General features: G+C 71.4%; 14 protein-coding genes and 2 pseudogenes. 4 read left to right on the forward strand and 12 right to left on the reverse strand.

Features of this window, described 5'->3' with window-relative positions:
• Positions 1-31: 31 nt before the first annotated feature.
• The 4 genes and pseudogenes from QMZ92_RS36600 to QMZ92_RS31605 all read right to left on the reverse strand — a co-directional run.
• Positions 32-283, reverse strand: a pseudogene (locus QMZ92_RS36600) (DUF1996 domain-containing protein); the annotation flags it as partial.
• Positions 276-1764: pseudogene (locus QMZ92_RS31595) on the reverse strand (DUF1996 domain-containing protein); the annotation flags it as partial. The pseudogenes QMZ92_RS31595 and QMZ92_RS36600, both read right to left, overlap by 8 nt.
• A 159-nt stretch (positions 1765-1923) precedes the next feature.
• The gene (locus tag QMZ92_RS31600) at positions 1924-3108 is read right to left on the reverse strand and encodes an alpha-hydroxy acid oxidase (RefSeq protein WP_283300995.1); all 1185 of its coding nucleotides are present in this window, start codon (positions 3106-3108) and stop codon (positions 1924-1926) included.
• 17 nt (positions 3109-3125) lie between these two features.
• Entirely contained in the window at positions 3126-3248 is a 123-nt protein-coding gene (locus QMZ92_RS31605; protein ID WP_283300996.1) for a hypothetical protein, read from the reverse strand.
• Between the two features lie 280 nt (positions 3249-3528).
• Between QMZ92_RS31605 and QMZ92_RS31610 the strand changes: the two genes are divergently transcribed.
• Complete coding sequence (locus QMZ92_RS31610) at positions 3529-4464, forward strand: LysR family transcriptional regulator (RefSeq protein ID WP_283300997.1); 936 nt, start codon at positions 3529-3531, stop codon at positions 4462-4464.
• A gap of 191 nt (positions 4465-4655) precedes the next feature.
• On the opposite strand, the gene trxA is transcribed toward QMZ92_RS31610, so the two are convergent.
• The 7 genes from trxA to QMZ92_RS31645 all read right to left on the reverse strand — a co-directional run bounded on the left by trxA (position 4656) and on the right by QMZ92_RS31645 (position 12671).
• A complete protein-coding gene (trxA, locus tag QMZ92_RS31615) occupies positions 4656-5114 on the reverse strand; it encodes a thioredoxin (RefSeq protein WP_283300999.1) in 459 nt (152 codons plus the stop codon).
• On the reverse strand, positions 5111-7759 hold the full coding sequence (clpB, locus tag QMZ92_RS31620; RefSeq protein ID WP_283301000.1) for an ATP-dependent chaperone ClpB: 2649 nt from the start codon (positions 7757-7759) through the stop codon (positions 5111-5113). The genes trxA and clpB overlap by 4 nt, the downstream gene beginning before the upstream one ends.
• Entirely contained in the window at positions 7750-8154 is a 405-nt protein-coding gene (locus QMZ92_RS31625) for a chaperone modulator CbpM (protein WP_283301001.1), read from the reverse strand. The genes clpB and QMZ92_RS31625 overlap by 10 nt, the downstream gene beginning before the upstream one ends.
• The gene (locus QMZ92_RS31630) at positions 8151-9116 is read right to left on the reverse strand and encodes a DnaJ C-terminal domain-containing protein (protein WP_283301002.1); all 966 of its coding nucleotides are present in this window, start codon (positions 9114-9116) and stop codon (positions 8151-8153) included. Before QMZ92_RS31630 ends, QMZ92_RS31625 begins: the two co-directional genes overlap by 4 nt.
• 5 nt (positions 9117-9121) lie before the next feature.
• Positions 9122-9637 (reverse strand): nucleotide exchange factor GrpE, encoded by a 516-nt coding sequence (locus tag QMZ92_RS31635; RefSeq protein ID WP_283301003.1) that lies wholly within the window; start codon positions 9635-9637, stop codon positions 9122-9124.
• Positions 9638-9645: 8 nt separating this feature from the next.
• Positions 9646-11544 (reverse strand): molecular chaperone DnaK, encoded by a 1899-nt coding sequence (gene dnaK / locus QMZ92_RS31640; RefSeq protein ID WP_283301004.1) that lies wholly within the window; start codon positions 11542-11544, stop codon positions 9646-9648.
• Between the two features lie 824 nt (positions 11545-12368).
• Positions 12369-12671 (reverse strand): hypothetical protein, encoded by a 303-nt coding sequence (locus QMZ92_RS31645; RefSeq protein ID WP_283301005.1) that lies wholly within the window; start codon positions 12669-12671, stop codon positions 12369-12371.
• Positions 12672-12967: 296 nt separating this feature from the next.
• Between QMZ92_RS31645 and QMZ92_RS31650 the strand changes: the two genes are divergently transcribed.
• Together QMZ92_RS31650 and QMZ92_RS31655 are read left to right on the forward strand one after the other, a co-directional pair.
• Positions 12968-13570, forward strand: a complete 603-nt coding sequence (locus QMZ92_RS31650) for an LAETG motif-containing sortase-dependent surface protein (protein ID WP_283301006.1) — start codon at positions 12968-12970, stop codon at positions 13568-13570.
• A gap of 421 nt (positions 13571-13991) precedes the next feature.
• Positions 13992-14657 (forward strand): DUF4232 domain-containing protein, encoded by a 666-nt coding sequence (locus QMZ92_RS31655; RefSeq protein WP_283301007.1) that lies wholly within the window; start codon positions 13992-13994, stop codon positions 14655-14657.
• A 68-nt stretch (positions 14658-14725) separates the two neighbouring features.
• Here QMZ92_RS31655 and QMZ92_RS31660 read toward each other — a convergent pair whose 3' ends face one another.
• Entirely contained in the window at positions 14726-15127 is a 402-nt protein-coding gene (locus QMZ92_RS31660; protein WP_283301008.1) for a DUF5997 family protein, read from the reverse strand.
• Between the two features lie 57 nt (positions 15128-15184).
• On the opposite strand from QMZ92_RS31660, the gene QMZ92_RS31665 reads away from it, so the two are divergent.
• Positions 15185-15982 (forward strand): LysR substrate-binding domain-containing protein, encoded by a 798-nt coding sequence (locus tag QMZ92_RS31665; protein ID WP_283301009.1) that lies wholly within the window; start codon positions 15185-15187, stop codon positions 15980-15982.
• Positions 15983-16056 lie beyond the last annotated feature (74 nt).

A 16056-nucleotide genomic window follows, 5' to 3' on the forward strand; every position in this document is an offset into this window, starting at 1 on the left:
GTCCGGGGTTCGGCGCCGGCTCAGGGAGCGGTCAGCGGCACTTGCGTCCGCCGTTGATGCAGCTCACCACCTTGTTCATCAGCTTCTGGTCGAAGACGTTGATGAAGTCGCCGTGGTCGGTGATGGGCTTGTGCAGCTGCTCCGGGAAGGAGTCGACCGCGAAGACGCTCGGGTTCTCCCCGTCGAAGACCGGCGGCGGCACGTCGTAGACGATGCGCTGCACGAGCTGCGGAATGGCCCGGAAGCCGTTGGGGCAGGCGCCGTTCGCCTGGGCGAAGGCGACNGTCGAAGACGTTGATGAAGTCGCCGTGGTCGGTGATGGGCTTGTGCAGCTGCTCCGGGAAGGAGTCGACCGCGAAGACGCTCGGGTTCTCCCCGTCGAAGACCGGCGGCGGCACGTCGTAGACGATGCGCTGCACGAGCTGCGGAATGGCCCGGAAGCCGTTGGGGCAGGCGCCGTTCGCCTGGGCGAAGGCGACATGGGTGCGGTGGTTGGCGCTGTCGGTGTTCTGACCGTCCCAGCAGCTCTGGAACTTGAACGTCCGCACCACCTGGCTGCCCTCGGGGCAGATCGGGTACTTGTCCTTCAGCTGGCGGTTCTCGAACCCGGTGCAGCTCCACGACGCGTTCGCGTTCGCGTCACCGTTGACGAACGCCTTGGCGTCGCCGGTGATGATCCGCAGGAACCGCGGCATGGCCGTCACCTTGGAGCGCGGGTTGCCGACGAAGTTCAGCGTGACCTGCGACGGCGTCTGGATCTCGCCGACGTTCTGGTCCTTGCCGCCGCCGTCGGCGTCGGCGTCGTCCTCCTGCTGCCCGTTCTGCAGCCGCAGCACCGGCCAGTAGTACGTCGACTTGTCGGCCTGGTTCACACAGGTCGTCTGCCCGTTGGCGAGGTCGTCGTCGCTGGCGAAGGCGTCGTTGGCCTGGTTGCCCACGTAGTCGTGCATGTGGTGGGCGCCGTTGGCGACACCGGGAGCGACGATCACGTTGTCCGGGTTGAACTTCCCGTTCTCGTTCACACCGCAGTCGGTCGTGAACGTGCCCCGGGAGGCACCGCGCCCGTTGCGCGGGTTGCTGACGTTCGGCTGGACGGACTGGATGTCGACGAAGTCGGACTGCTCCGGGCCGTTGCCGGCCTGACCGCCGTTGCCGCCGCCCTGGCCGTTGTCCTGGCCCTGGTCCTGACCGCCGTTGTCCTGACCCTGACCCTGGTCCTGGCCGTCGCCCTGACCNGCCGGCCTGACCGCCGTTGCCGCCGCCCTGGCCGTTGTCCTGGCCCTGGTCCTGACCGCCGTTGTCCTGACCCTGACCCTGGTCCTGGCCGTCGCCCTGACCACCGTCCTGCCCCTCCTTGTCGGCGTCGTCCTCCTGCAATTCGCAGGCCGCCATGGACTCGAGGCCCTTAGGGCGCTCGCCAGACCGGCCGATCGCCGTGGAGATGCGCTCGAGACTGGCCGTCCGTTTGTCCTCCAGCGGACCGAGGACCGCGTTCTCGGCGAACTTCGGGTCCCGCGCGACCTGTTCCTTCTGCTCGGCGAACCGCTTGTATGCCTCCGTGATCTGGCTGTCCATCGCGGCCAGTTCCTTGTCGACCTCGGAACGCGCCGCGTCCGGCACCTCCGAGAGCCCGTTCGCTGCCTCCGGACACTTGATGGTGGACGCGGCGGCGCCGGCTCCGAGGGTCTGGTTCTGCGACTGCCCCCACCCCTCGCCGGCCGAGGCATAGGTGTTGACCGCGATCAGCCCACCCCCGCCCAGCATGAGCGCGATCGAGGCCGCCACTACTCTCCTGCCGCCCGTTGAGCGTCTGCGTGCACTTCTTCTCAATGGAACTCCTGTGCGTCTCTGCCGGTTCGCGCGTGGACGCGAACGGCTGTGGGGGACCCGCTGAGTTCCATACGGACGCTCGCCGCGGAGTGTTCAAAGCAATCCGCAACTCGCCGTCCCTTCGGGGCGGGACGAGGCCCCGGGCGCCGGTCGAAGATCGCGTCGCACCTCGGAAGTCACCTCGCGAGCGCTCGTCACCCCGCAGAATCCCATTGCCTGGGTGAACTCGTCGGTGAGGATCCCAAGCAGGCGCGAGACCGCTTGCCCACCACCCGCCGCGAGCGCGTAAGCCGCGGAACGGCCGACCCCTGCCGCGGTGGCCCCGCTGCTGAGATATGCGAGCGCGTCCGCGCCACGTGTCACGGCCCCGTCACAGTAGACCTCGCAGCGCCCGTCAACGGCTCGTACGACCTCCTCGAGAACGCTGATGGTGGACGGCTGCCGATCGAACTGACGGCCGCCATGGTTCGACACGTAGATTGCGTCGGCGCCTTGGTCGAGCGCGATCCGCGCGTCCTCGGCGCACATGATGCCCTTGATCACGATCATGCCGGGCCACTCTGCACGGACCCGGGCGACGTCGCTCCACGTGACGCTCATGTCGTCGTTCTCGTCCATCCATGGCTTCATCCGCGACATCCGCAGTCGCCGCCCGTTCTCCAGGTAGTTCCCGTAAGTGACCCTGCGGCGGAACAGGACGTTCGACAGCCACCGCGGGTGCACGGCGCAGGACAGCAGGTCGGGCAGACCGAACGCCGGAGGCAGTCGATCGAGACCGTGACGCAGGTCGCGCTCCCGCTTGTCGCCGAGTACGCAGTCACCGGGAAGGACGAGCACGTCGATGCCCAGGTCGCGCGCTTGGGCGATGTGCTGCTCGGTGTGCGCGCGCTCCTTCCAGAAGTTCACCTGCGACCACACACGCCCTGGAGCCGCAGCAGCGACTTCGGGCAGGGACACACCCGACCAGGCGCTGTGGATGAAAACGGCACCGGCTCGATGGACCGCACGGGCGACCCCGACATCCGCGTCCGGATGCATGAGACCGAGCATGCCCATCGGGGCGATGAAGAACGGTGTCTCGCAGTGCCGGCCCAGCATTGATACGTCGGTCTGCAGAGCACTCACCGAGGGGAATGCTCGTTGCTTGAACTCGACGCGGCGCACATCACGGATGTTGCTGTCGCTCGTCAGTTCGTCGAGCGCCGCCCCTTCGAGGAAGTCAAAGACCATCCGGGGCAGTCGCCGACGCGCTCGGCGCTTGTAGTCGGCGGCGCTCACGGTACGGGAGGCCCGCATCAGAGTTCCTCCCCGATGGCGGTGGCTGACGGGAAGGCGCCGGTCCGTTCCGGCTTGGCGACGCCGGCGGGTGCGGCGGTGCAACGCACCGCACCGACGTCCATGACGACTGCACGTGGCATTGGGGACTCCTGGTTCTGGAGGGCTTTGCCGAGGAAGGCTCGGGCGCACCGCGGCGCGACTCGCTCCCATGCCTCTTGTCCACATGGGCGGTGTCCATTTCCGGTCGAGTCTTCGACGGGTGACGGAAATCGTGCGGCACCAGCAGAGGCAGCGCAAGGTGAGTCAGGGTGACCGTTGCCTCACACATTGTTCAGTTGTGCTAATCATCAGTTTCCTGAGGACCTGCAGCAGGCGAGGAGTATGAGCAACCGTTCTCGCCGGAACTGTTAAATTGTTCTGATGCTCACACCATCGCAGCTGCAGGCGATACGCGACGTGGTCGCAACCGGCTCGCTCAGGACAGCCGCCAGGCGGCTGGGCTACACGCCCTCCGCCGTCTCCCAGCAGATCTCCTCCATGGAACGCGCATTGGACGTGCAGCTCCTGGAGCGCCTTCCTCACGGCATTCGGCCCACCGCGGCAGGTATCCAGCTCGCCCGCCGGGCAGCCCGGCTGCTGTCCGAGCTGGAAGCCGCCGAGGACGAGATGCGGTCCTTCGCCTCCGCCGAGCGCGGTCGACTGTATTTGGGCAGCTTCTGGTCGGCGGGCTTTCGGCTGGTCCCTGCGGTGCTCGCGGATCTTCTTCAGGACCGTCCGCAGGTCGATGTCCGGTACGAGGAGGCCGATCCGCATGTGACGCTGCCGGCGGTCATCGACGGTCGGCTCGACCTCGCCGTGGTCTTCGAGTACGGCACGGTGCCGCGCACCTGGCCCAAGGACCTGGACTGCACGTTGCTCCTGGAGGAGCCTCTGTACGTCCTGGTACCCAGCGGGCATCGGCTGTCTCGGCGCAAGCACGTGCGGATCGGCGACCTGTCCCAAGAGCGGTGGATCTGCTCCCACGAGAACGCGGACGCGGCGCGTGCCCTTTTCCACATCTGCGCGGAGGCCGGCTTCCGCCCCGAGGTGCTCTTCCGCACGGACGACTACAACCTGCCGTTTGAGCTGGTGCGCCGCGGACTGGGGGTCGCCATGGTGCCCGAGCTGGCCATGCTCGAGTCCCACGAAGTACATGTCGTCCGACTCGCCCATCCCTCGTATGCGCGTCGCGTCTTCGCGGTCCGCCGTACCTCGGACCCCAACCCCTTCCTGAACCAGGCGATCTCCATGCTCCGAACCGCGGCGGAGGCGATTGACCAGCGCGTCACACGCTCCGAACTTCCCACCGCAAGCTGATGCGGAGACTGCACCGCCGCAGGAGAGGCGGGATGACGGCACTGTCGTCTCTGAGGTCGGGCGGACCCAGGGCGACCGATCCGTATCACTCCTCGCAGCCCTCGGGCGTGTTCGGCGAGACCGCACGCACCATGTCGAGATGCGGATCGGTCTCCTCCACGGGCGGCCTCCGTTCGGCGGCTTGCGGGAGTTCAGCGGCGGCCCCGCAGTGCCTGTTCGACCCACTGGCGCAGAGCCGGCGCGGGAGCCGCGCCCGCCTGTCGGGCGATCACCTCTCCCCGGTCCATCAGGATTAGGGTGGGTACGGCCTGCACCTGGAACTTCTGCGCGATGCGCGGCGCCTGGTCGACGTCGACCCTGACCAGCTTGATCCGACCGGCCAGTTCCCGTGCGACCTGCTCCAGCGCCGGACCGACCATGCGGCAGGGTCCGCACCAGGTGGCCCACAGGTCGACGAGTACGACGGGCGCGGCCCTCATGGCGACCTCCTCGAAGTCGCCGTCGCCCGCGTCGACGATCCACGGGAGCGGGGCCTTGCAGCTCCCGCAGCGCGGACGACCGTCGGCGGCCGCCGGCACGCGGTTCCCGCGGCCGCATTCGGTGCACGCGACCGTTCCGCCGCCCGTGTCGGTCGGGTTCACCGGGCTCACGCGGCCTCTTGGACGGGGCGCGGCCGGCCGGGGGCGTCGTCGTAGGTGACGACGAGTTCGCCGTCCTGCTCGCCGACCCGGACCGTCGAGCCGTCCCGCACGTCACCGCGGATCAGCGCACGGCCGACCAGGGTCTCGACCTCGTGCGAGATGTAGCGGCGCAACGGCCGGGCACCGTAGACGGGGTCGAAGCCCTGCTCGGCGATGTGCTCGCGGGCGGCGTCGGTGAGTTCCAGGGTGATCTGCCGCTCCCCGAGCCGCCGGCGCAGATCGTCGAACTGGAGGTCGACGATCTTCTTGATCTGTGCCATGCCGAGGGGCTTGAACAGCACGACGTCGTCGATGCGGTTGAGGAACTCCGGCCGGAAGTGTGCCTGCAGATCGCCCATGACCAGGGCCCGGGTCTCGGGCTTGATCTCGCCGTCGGCGGTGACGCCGTCGAGCAGGTACGTCGACCCGATGTTGGAGGTCATGATGACGACGGTGTTGCGGAAGTCGACCGTGCGGCCCTGGGAGTCGGTGATCCGGCCGTCGTCGAGCACCTGCAGCAGGGTGTTGAAGACGTCCGCGTGCGCCTTCTCGATCTCGTCGAACAGGACGACGGAGTACGGCTTGCGGCGGACGGCCTCGGTGAGCTGGCCGCCCTCCTCGTAGCCGACGTATCCCGGGGGCGCGCCGACCAGCCTGCTGACGGTGTGCCGCTCCTGGTACTCGCTCATGTCCAGGCGGATCAGGCTCTCCTCGCTGTCGAAGAGCGCCGCCGCCAGCGCCTTGGCAAGCTCGGTCTTGCCCACGCCGGTCGGGCCGAGGAACACGAACGAGCCGATCGGCCGCCGCGGGTCCCGGATGCCGGAACGGGCCCGGATGATGGCGTCGGTGACGAGTTTGACCGCCTCGTCCTGCCCGACGACGCGCTCCCCGAGGATCTCGTCGAGCCGCAGCAGCTTCTCGCGCTCGCTCTCCTGGAGCCGGGTTACGGGGATCCCGGTCCACGCGGCGACGATCTCGGCGATCTCGTCCTCGGTGACGACCTCGTGCAGCAGCCGGTTCTCGCCCTGCTTGACCGCCAGGGAGTCCTCCTCGGCCGCGAGTCGCCTCTCCAGTTCGGTGATCCTGCCGTAGCGGAGTTCCGCGGCTCGGTTGAGGTCGTAGTTCCGCTCGGCCTCCTCGGCCTCCTGCCGTGCCTGCTCCAGCTCCTGGCGCAGTTCCTGCACCCGCCTGATGGCCTGGCGCTCGGCCTCCCACTTGGCGTGCATGGCGTCGGCCTCCGCACGCAGATCGGCCAGTTCGCGCCGGAGTTCCTCGAGGCGCTTGCGGCTGGCGGGTTCGGACTCCGTGTCGAGTGCCGCCTCCTCGATCTCCAGCCGGGTCACCCGGCGGGTGATCTCGTCGAGTTCGGCCGGCATCGAGTCGATCTCCGTCCGCAACCGGGCGCAGGCCTCGTCCACGAGGTCGATCGCCTTGTCCGGCAGGAACCGGTCGGAGATGTAGCGGTGGCTGAGGGTGGCGGCGGCGACGAGCGCGGTGTCCTGGATCTTCACCCCGTGGAAGACCTCCAGGCGTTCGCGCAGTCCGCGAAGGATGGAGATGGTGTCCTCGACGCTGGGCTCGTCCACGACCACCTGCTGGAAACGGCGTTCGAGGGCGGCGTCGGACTCCACGTACTTGCGGTACTCGGCGAGGGTGGTGGCGCCGATCATGTGGAGTTCGCCGCGTGCCAGCATCGGCTTGAGCATGTTCCCGGCGTCCATGGCGCCCTCGGGACCTCCGCCCGCACCGACGACGGTGTGCAGTTCGTCGACGAACAGCAGGATCCGCCCCTCGGCGCCTTTGACCTCGCCGAGCACGGCCTGCAGCCGTTCCTCGAACTCACCCCGGTATTTGGCGCCCGCGACCAGCAGGCTCATGTCGAGGGCGAAGATCGTCCGGTCGCGAAGACCGTCGGGCACGTCCCCGCGTACGATCCGTTGGGCCAGCCCCTCCACGATCGCCGTCTTGCCGACGCCCGGGTCGCCGATCAGGACGGGGTTGTTCTTCGTCTTCCGGCTCAGGATCTGGATGACGCGGCGGATCTCCGCGTCGCGGCCGATGACCGGGTCCGTCCTTCCGCCGCGGGCCTCGGCGACCAGGTCCCGGCCGTACTTCTCGAGTGCCTCGTACGAGCCCTCGGGGGTGGCGGAGGTGACGCGCTGGTGACCGCGGATCTGCGTGAGGGCGTCGAGGAACGACTCCTTCGTGACGCCGAACTCCTTGAGCAGCCGGCCCGCGGAGGTCCTCGCCCCCTCGTCCACGAGGGCGAGGACGAGGTGCTCGACGGAGACGTACTCGTCCTTGAGCCGCTTGGCCTCCTGCTCGGCGGTGTCCAGCACCTGGGCGAGCCGCTGGGTGATGAACACCTGGCCGGGCTGGGCTCCGGGTCCGGTCACCCTGGGCCTGCGGGCCAGCGACTCCGTCACGGCCCTGCGCAGCCCCTGGGTGTCGACGTCCGCCCGGTCGAGCAGCCGGGGCACCAGGCCCTCGGGCTGGTCGATGAGGGCGAGCAGCAGATGCTCGCCGTCGACCTCGGTCTGGTCGAGCCGTCCGGCGATCGTCTGTGCTTCCCGCAGGGCTTCCTGCGACTTCTGGGTCAGCCGGTTCATATCCACGATTCATCACTCCTGGCGCCGGCGTTGCTGCGCCTCAGCGCGTCCTCCAGTTCGCTGATCCGGTCGAGCAGATCGAGCACCAGACCGAGGGAGGCGTAGTTGAGGTGCAGCCCGGCCCGTAGGCGTTGGATGCGGGCTAGTGCCGAAGGCGCGCTCCGGTCGAACCACAGCCGTCCGTCAGCGCCGCGGGTCGCGTCGATCAGCCCGAGCGCGACGAACCGCCGCACGACCTCGGGGTGGAGGGAGGCACGGCGTGCGACGGCGTCCAGGTCCAGCCGGGGGACCGGATCCATCGCGTAGCGCCGTACGACGACGTTCACGCCCGGTTGCCGGGCCGGTGGTGTCGCCGGGCGGTGCCCGGGGGTCCGCCCCGCGGTCCGGGGGTCGTGGGTCATCCTGGCTTCCTCGGGTCGAAGGTGGAGTCGGCGGCGAGTTGGCCGAACAGTTCGCGTTCGTGTTCGGAGAGCTTCGGCGGCACCATGATCCGGACCTCCGCGTAGAGGTCCCCGTCGCCGCCGCGGGGGTTGGGCATCCCCTCACCGCGCAGCCGCAGCCTGCGGCCGCTGGAGGAACCGCCCGGCACGGTGACCTTCGCCGTGCCGCCGGGGGTGGGAACGGGCACGGTGGCGCCGAGCGCGGCCTCCCAGGGGGTGACCGGGAGGACCACGTGGATGTCACGGCCCTCCAGCCGGAACCGCGAGTCCGGTGTGATCCGCACCCGCAGGTACAGGTCGCCCGACGAGCCGCCGCCGCTCCCCCGGCCGCCCTCTCCGGCCAGCCGGATGCGCTGGCCGTCGAGGACGCCGCGGGGAACCGTCACGTCGTAGGTCCGCGGACCGTCCGGTCCCGAGAGGGTGATGCCGCGTCTGCCACCGTGGTAGGCCTCTTCGACGCGGAGCGGGAGCTCCGCCTCCTGGTCCGCGCCGGGCACGGATCCCCCGGTCCTGGTCCCGCCGCGGCCGAACAGCCCGCCGAGCAGGTCCTCGAAGTCCACGCCCGCGCCCCCCTCGTAGCCATCGCCGAAGTCGGACACGAAGCGGACCCGGCGGCCGGCGCCGCCCGGTCCGCCGCCGCGGGCGTACCCGCCGCCCCGGGCGCCGGCGGCAGCCGCGACACGCTCGTCGTAGTCCTCCGGGACGTCCCGGAAGTGCTCGCCGAACCGGTCGTAGCGGCGGCGCGTGTCGGGGTCGGACAGCACGCCGTACGCCTCGTTGATCTCCCGGAACCGCTCCTCGGCCTCCGGGTCCTTGTTGACGTCGGGATGGTGCCGGCGGGCCAGCTTGCGGAAGGCCGCCTGGATCTCGTCGGAATCGGCGCTGCGGCCGACCCCGAGCACGTCGTAGTAGTCACGCGCCATGGGCGTCACTCCCGCCGCTTGTTCACCACGACGGACGCGGGACGCAGCTGCCGGTCGCCCTCGCCGTAACCGGGCCGCTGCACCCGGACCACGGTGTTGGGCACGGCCTCGGGGTCGTCGACGACACCGACGACCTCGTGCCGGGCCGGGTCGAACGGCACTCCCGTCTCCTCGTAGCGGGGGTATCCGAGCCCCCGGAGGACGTCGACGGCCAGGTCGCGCACGGCCTTGACTCCCTCCAGCACGGCGGACGGGTCGGATCCCGCGTGCTGGAGGGCGAGTTCGAGGTTGTCGATCACGGGCAGCCAGGCGGCAGACGTACGGGCCCGTTCGTCGCTCCGCTCGCGCTGCAGCTCCCGCGCGTGGCGCTTGCGGAGGTTGTCCAGGTCCGCGAGGGAGCGCCGCCAGCGGTCCCGGATCTCTTCGAGCTCCTCGGCGGGTTCCCCGGTGTCCGGCTGTGCCTCCGCGGCCGGTGCCCGGGTGGGCTCCTCCGGCGGAACGGGTACGTCGTCGGTGGTCATGAACCGTCTCAGCCCTTGTCGAACTCGGCGTCGATCACGTCGTCGCCGGCCCCTCCGGCACCGACCGACGCACCGTCGTCGGGCCCCGTGCCCGCCGCGCCCGTCGCGGCACCGGCGCGGTGGGCGGACAACGAGGCGTGGATCTGCTGCAGTTCGGACGTCAGTGACCTGACCCGGTCGACCGGCGCCTCCTCCCGCACGGCCCCCCTGGCGTCGCCGACCAGGATCTCCGCCCTGGCCTTCTCGTGCGGCGGCGCGGCGTCGCCCAGGTCCTGCAGTCGGCGCTCGACCTGGTAGGCCACGGCGTCCAGTTCGTTGCGGGCGTCGACGGCCTCGCGCAGTGCGGCGTCCTCGCCGCGGTGGCGCTCGGCCTCCTGGACCATCCGCTCCACCTCGCCCTGGTCGAGGTTGGAGCCCTCGCTGATGGTGATGCCCTGCTCGGCTCCCGTGTTCTTGTCGCGTGCGGTGACGTTCAGGATTCCGTTGGCGTCGACGTCGAAGGTGACCTCGATCTGCGGCTCGCCCCGAGGGGCCGGCCGGATGTCCTTCAGCTGGAAGCGCCCGAGGACACGGTTGTCGGCGGCCATCTCCCGCTCGCCCTGGAGGGCTACGACGTCGACGGCCGGCTGGTTGTCCTCGGCGGTGGAGAACGTCTGCGTACGGCGGACGGGGACCGTCGTGTTCCGTTCGACCAGCTTGGTCATCACGCCGCCACGGGTCTCCACGCCCAGCGACAGCGGGGTCACGTCGAGCAGCAGGACGTCCTTGACCTCGCCCTTGAGCACACCCGCCTGGATCGCGGCGCCCAGGGCCACGACCTCGTCGGGGTTCACGCTCATGTTCGGCTCCTTGCCGCCCGTCAGCCGGCGGACGAGGGCCTGCACGGCAGGGATGCGGGTGGATCCCCCGACGAGGATGACCTCGTCGATGTCGTTCTCGGTGACCTTGGCGTCCGCCATGGCCTGCTTGACGGGTTCCAGCGTCCGCTCGACGAGGTCCGCGGTGATCTGCTCGAACGTGGACCGCATGACGGTTTCCGTCAGGTGCTTGGGGCCGGCCGCGTCGGCGGTGATGAACGGCAGGCTGACCTGCGTCTGGGTCACGGAGCTCAGTTCGACCTTGGCCTTCTCCGCGGCCTCGAACAGCCGCTGCAGCGCCTGGGGGTCCTGGCGCAGGTCGATGCCGTTGTCCTGCTGGAACTTGTCGGCCAGGTGGTCGACCAGGCGCCGGTCGAAGTCGTCACCGCCGAGGTGGCTGTCACCGGCGGTGGACCGGACCTCGACCACGCCGTCGCCGACGTCGAGCAGGCTCACGTCGAAGGTGCCGCCGCCGAGGTCGAACACCAGGACCGTCTCGTGGCCCTTCTTGTCCAGGCCGTAGGCGAGGGCCGCGGCGGTCGGCTCGTTGATGATGCGGAGCACTTCCAGACCGGCGATCCTCCCGGCGTCCTTGGTGGCCTGGCGCTGGGCGTCGTTGAAGTACGCGGGAACGGTGATGACCGCCTCGGTCACCCGCTCCCCCAGCTGCTTGCCCGCGTCGTCGGCCAGTTTGCGCAGCACCAGCGCACTGATCTCCTCCGGCGAGTACAGCTTGCCCCGCACGTCGAAGCGCGCGTTGCCGTGCTCGTCCGGAACGACGTCGAACGCGACGGCCTTGGCCTCGTCGGAGATCTCGTCGTATCGGCGGCCGATGAAGCGCTTGGCCGAGTAGATCGTGCCCTTGGGATTGAGGATCGCCTGGCGGCGGGCCAGCTGGCCGACGAGCCGTTCCCCGGTGTCGGTGAAGGCGACGACGGAGGGGGTCGTGCGGCTGCCCTCGGAATTCGGGAGGACTGCGGCCTCTCCCCCCTCCCATGCCGCGATCACCGAGTTGGTGGTCCCCAGGTCGATTCCGACTGCCTTGGCCATGAGGTTCTCCTTCGTCGCACGAGGCGCGGTTCACAGGTCGGGAAGCGGATACTCAGGTCGGTGCGCGCGGGCACACGCATACGCAGGGGCGACGCCGCGCCCGCCGGCCGTACGGCACCGGTGGTCGCCGCGTCCGGCGGCCCGTGGGCCGCCGGACGCCGTCGCCGCGCGCCTGCTCCGGCGCCGTGTCCCGGACGCCTTGCGGCCTGCTCCTGCCACGTCCACACACGGGTCCGCTCCCGTCCTGCCAGTACAAGCCTGACCGATATCGACCAATCGGGGCAATTCGGACCCTCTCCGCCGGTCGTTCCGACGCGGCTCGGGCCCCGGCACCGGACCGCACCGTCGGCGACGGTTGCGTGTCCGCACGGCCGGAGCGGCGGCTCGGGCTCTCCCGGCCGACCCTCCCTCCGGTTCCGGCGGAGGGCCGGACGACGCGGCCGGCGGTCCCGGCAGGTGCACGGCCGCGCGGACGCCCGGTCCGCCGCCCGGTGCGGACCCCGCCGCTCGGCCGAAGCCGACCCCCGCCGGGCAGCAGGGCGACGGCGGGGACGTCGGGGATCCCGGCCGTCGCGGCCGGCCTCGGCGTCCTCGGTCGGCCGGGCGCGCGTCCGGGGATCACGGCAGGCCCGGACGTGTACGGCGGTCTCCTCCGCCACCGCGGCGGATCCCGCTGCCGGAGCTGTGCCGCGATGCCGTCGCCAGCCGTACGCGGGCGGCGACGGGCGAACGGGCCATGACCCACCGCTCCCCGGCGGCGAGGGCCCCCGCGGGCCACCGCCGGTTCCGCCGCCGCGGGCCGCCTCAGGGTGCCCCGGACGCCGTCACTCTGCACTCGGGACAGTCGGCCCCCGGTCCGGGTACTCGGTCGTCACGGCGTCGGCGTCGGCGTCGGCACCGGTCGCGGGGAAGGGGCCCGTGTCGCGCGAGCCCTGCACGTCGTTCTGCCCGCGCAGCGGGTTCACCCCCGCGCCCTCGCGGCCGATGCCGGTCGCGGCCGGTCGGCCGCGGCCGTGGCCGTGGCCGTGGCCGGCAGCATCGTCGAGCCCTGGGCTGTGCCGGGTGACGCCGAGCCCGCAGTGGTCGACCGCGTCGGGCGCCGGCGTACAGCCGGGCAGCCCGCACACGGATCCTCCGCGGGCACGCCGGTGATCACCGGCCTCTGCCTCGGGTCCGTGCTCGGGCCGGGCGAGGAAACGCTCCATCAGGTAGGCCGGTTGGCCAAGTGGCGAGGCTGGGCCCCCTGCCCGTTCCCCGGCGGCGGCAGCAGTGCCGCGGCGGACCGGGTACGACGGCGCGAACGCCCCCGGCCCGGTGGGGTGATGGGGACCAAGTCGTTGTCGGGGGCGGAGTGAACCCGGTTCGCGGGAGGAGTACTGTGCGCTGCCATCAGACCAGGTGTTCGGACCTCCATGGAGGATTGATGAATGCACCCACCGGTGCGTGGAAGCGCTCGGGCGCTCTTATAGCGGGCGCCGCACTCGGGCTCGTCGGAGTGGGCCTGAGCGCCGCTCCGGCGTCGGCCCACACACCCGTCTGGACGGTGACCTGCTCCGAGGTCACGGTCGACCTGAAGGCGTACAGCCCCGACGTCACCAACACGGTGACGGTCACCGTCGACGGCAAGGACCTGCTGCCCACCGAGGCGTTCGGGCGCGAGTTCAGCAAGACGCTGCAACTGCCCGAGCACAAGGCCGAGGTCGAGGTGCGGCTCGTGGTGAAGGCCGGTGACGGCGACCGGTTCTCGCACGACGAGACCAAGAGCGCGCCAGTCTGCGAAACCCCGAAGCCCCCGGAGACGCCGGAGCCCTCCGAGACGCCGGAGGAGCCGGAGCCCTCGGACACCCCGAGCTCGGAGCCGCCCAGCTCCGAGGCGCCACCCGCGCCCGAGCCGAGCACGCCGCCCCTCGCGGAGACCGGCGGATCCAGCGCCACGCCCGTGATCGCGGGCGCCGCGGCCGCCGCAGTCGCGGCCGGTGCCGGCATCCTCGTGGTGACGCGCCGGCGCCGCGCCGCCCGCGGCTGACCGCCGTCCGCGCAAGGCCTGTTCCGTGCCCCGCGCCCCCAAGGGCCGCGGGGCACGGTCATGATCCGGTGAGTGCGCACGGGGGCGCCCTGCCCTCGGGGCGTTCCTCGCGCCCCGCCGGCCCTCCACGGGTGGCGCGGCGGTCCGGTACCCGCGCACCTACCGCGGAGCGCACGGGCCTGGAAGCGTCTGGACGCCGTCCACGGGGCGGTTCGGACGACACCGTCCACCGGGCGGTCCGAGTGGCGGCGTCCGGCGGAACGGTGCGTGCGGCGAGCGGTCCACCGCGAAGTCGGCGGTGAGGCAGAGCCGTTGGAGCGACCGTGCCGGAGCGGGCCGGCAGGGCGCGGCCCGGTTCCCTGCCGAAGCGGGCTCCCGAATCCCCCGTCGCACGGTGGCGGCGGCGTGCCATGATCACGGCATGAACGGCAGAGAGCTGAGGCGTGCGGCGATCCTCGCGGCGTCGGCCGCGATCCTGGCCACCGGGTGCGGGCTGTCGGCAGAGCTGGACCGCGAGGCCGATCCCGCCCGGACGGGAGCGGACGCCCGTCCCCCGCACCCGGCGTCCGGTCCTCCCGTACCCGGTCCTCCCGGCTCACGGCCGTCGTCCGGTGTGCGGGAAGCCGCCGGGGAGCGGCCTCCGCCCGGAGCGCGCAACTGCCCGGCCTCGGGCATACGGGTGTCGACCGGCATGGTCAGCGCCACCATGGGCCTGCGCGCCATGCCCGTCACGATCACCAACTGCGGCACTCGGGCTCAGCGGTTGAACGGCTATCCGGACGTCCGGGTGCGCGACGTGGACCACCGGCCCATGGACGTGACGGTGCTCAAGGGGCCGGAACCGATCACCCGACTCGACGACCCGGGTCCGCACCCGGTCCCGCTGCGCCCCGGGGAGTCGGCACGCAGCGTGTTCGTCTGGCGCTACTCCGCCGTCGACGCGGCGTCCCTGCGCGGGAGCGGCGTGTACGTGGAGATCGGCCCGAGCGCCGGTGCCGACCGGCAGACCGTGGAACCGGAAGGCGGCCTCGACATCGGCGAGACGGGCCTGCTCGGCACGACCGCGTGGACGAGGATCACGGACTGACACCGGTGGTCGGCCGGCGGCGCGGGGCGCTCCGGCCGGAGCGCCCGGCCCGCCCTGCATGCCGGCCGTCAGGAACGCCCCTCGGCCTCCGCGTCCTTCTCGGCGCGCTTCTCCTTGAGGCGCACGGCCTCCTTGCGCACCTCGGCCTGGGTCGCGCGCTCCCGCCGGAGCCACTCGGGGCTCTCCTGCTTCAGCGCCTCGATCTGCTCCGTGGTCAGGGCCTCGGTGACACCACCACGGGCCAGACCGGAGATGGAGACGCCCAACTTCGCCGCGACCACGGGGCGGGGGTGCGGGCCGTTGCGCCGCAGCTCGCGGAGCCACTCGGGCGGGTCGGACTGGAGCGCGTTGAGCTCGTCGCGCGAGACGACGCCCTCCCGGAACTCCGCAGGGGTGGCTTCGAGGTACACACCCAGCTTCTTGGCCGCCGTGGCGGGCTTCATGGTCTGGGTGCCGTGGTGCGACGTCATGGGGCAAGGATATCGAGCGCGTGCACGAGCTCCGACCACGCCGGATAACCTGGAGCGGTGACTGGCTCCGAAGCTCCCCCCTCGTTCAGGCTCGCCTACGTACCCGGCGTGACTCCTGGCAAATGGGTGCGGATCTGGCAGGATCGGCTGCCCGACGTCCCGCTGGACCTCGTCGCGGTGCCGGCCGCCGAGGCGCCGGGGCTGTTGCGCGACGGGGGCGCCGACGCCGGTGTGGTGCGGCTGCCCGTCGACCGCGCCGTCTTCAGCGCCATCCCGCTCTACACGGAGACGACGGTGGTCGTCGTGCCGAAGGACCACGCGATCGCGGCCGTCGACGAGGTGTCCCTGGAGGACCTCGCCGAGGACGTCGTGCTCCACCCGCTGGACGACACCCTCGAGTGGCTGGACCTCCCGGGACGTCCCGCGATCGAGCGGCCGGCGACGACCGCGGACGCGATCGAGCTCGTGGCCGCGGGGGTGGGTGTGCTGGTGGTCCCGCAGTCCCTCGCCCGTCTGCACCACCGCAGGGACCTCACGTACCGCCCGGTCACCGACGCCCCTCAGTCGGGGGTCGCCCTGTCCTGGCCCGAGGAGCGGACCACCGATCTGGTGGACGACTTCATCGGCATCGTCCGCGGGAGGACCGTCAACAGCACGCGGGGTCGCCGCCCCTCCCCCGCCGAGCAGCCGAAGGACCAGCCGAAGGACAGAGCCCGGCGCGCCGGCCGCCCGGCGCGCGAGGCGGCCGGCGGCAAGACCGCGGCCGCGGGACGGCGCGGTGCCGCCACCGGGCGTGGCGGCGCCCCCGCCGGACGCAAGGGTGCCCGGCCCGGCAAGCCGCGCCGCCGCTCCTGATCCACGGGGCTCGTTCGGCGCCGTCCGGACACGGGAGTACGGGTGCCCCGGGAGGTCCTCCCGGGGCACCCGTA

Origin of the sequence: Streptomyces sp. HNM0645, from assembly GCF_030056615.1 — a bacterium.
Lineage (GTDB): Bacteria > Actinomycetota > Actinomycetes > Streptomycetales > Streptomycetaceae > Streptomyces > Streptomyces marianii.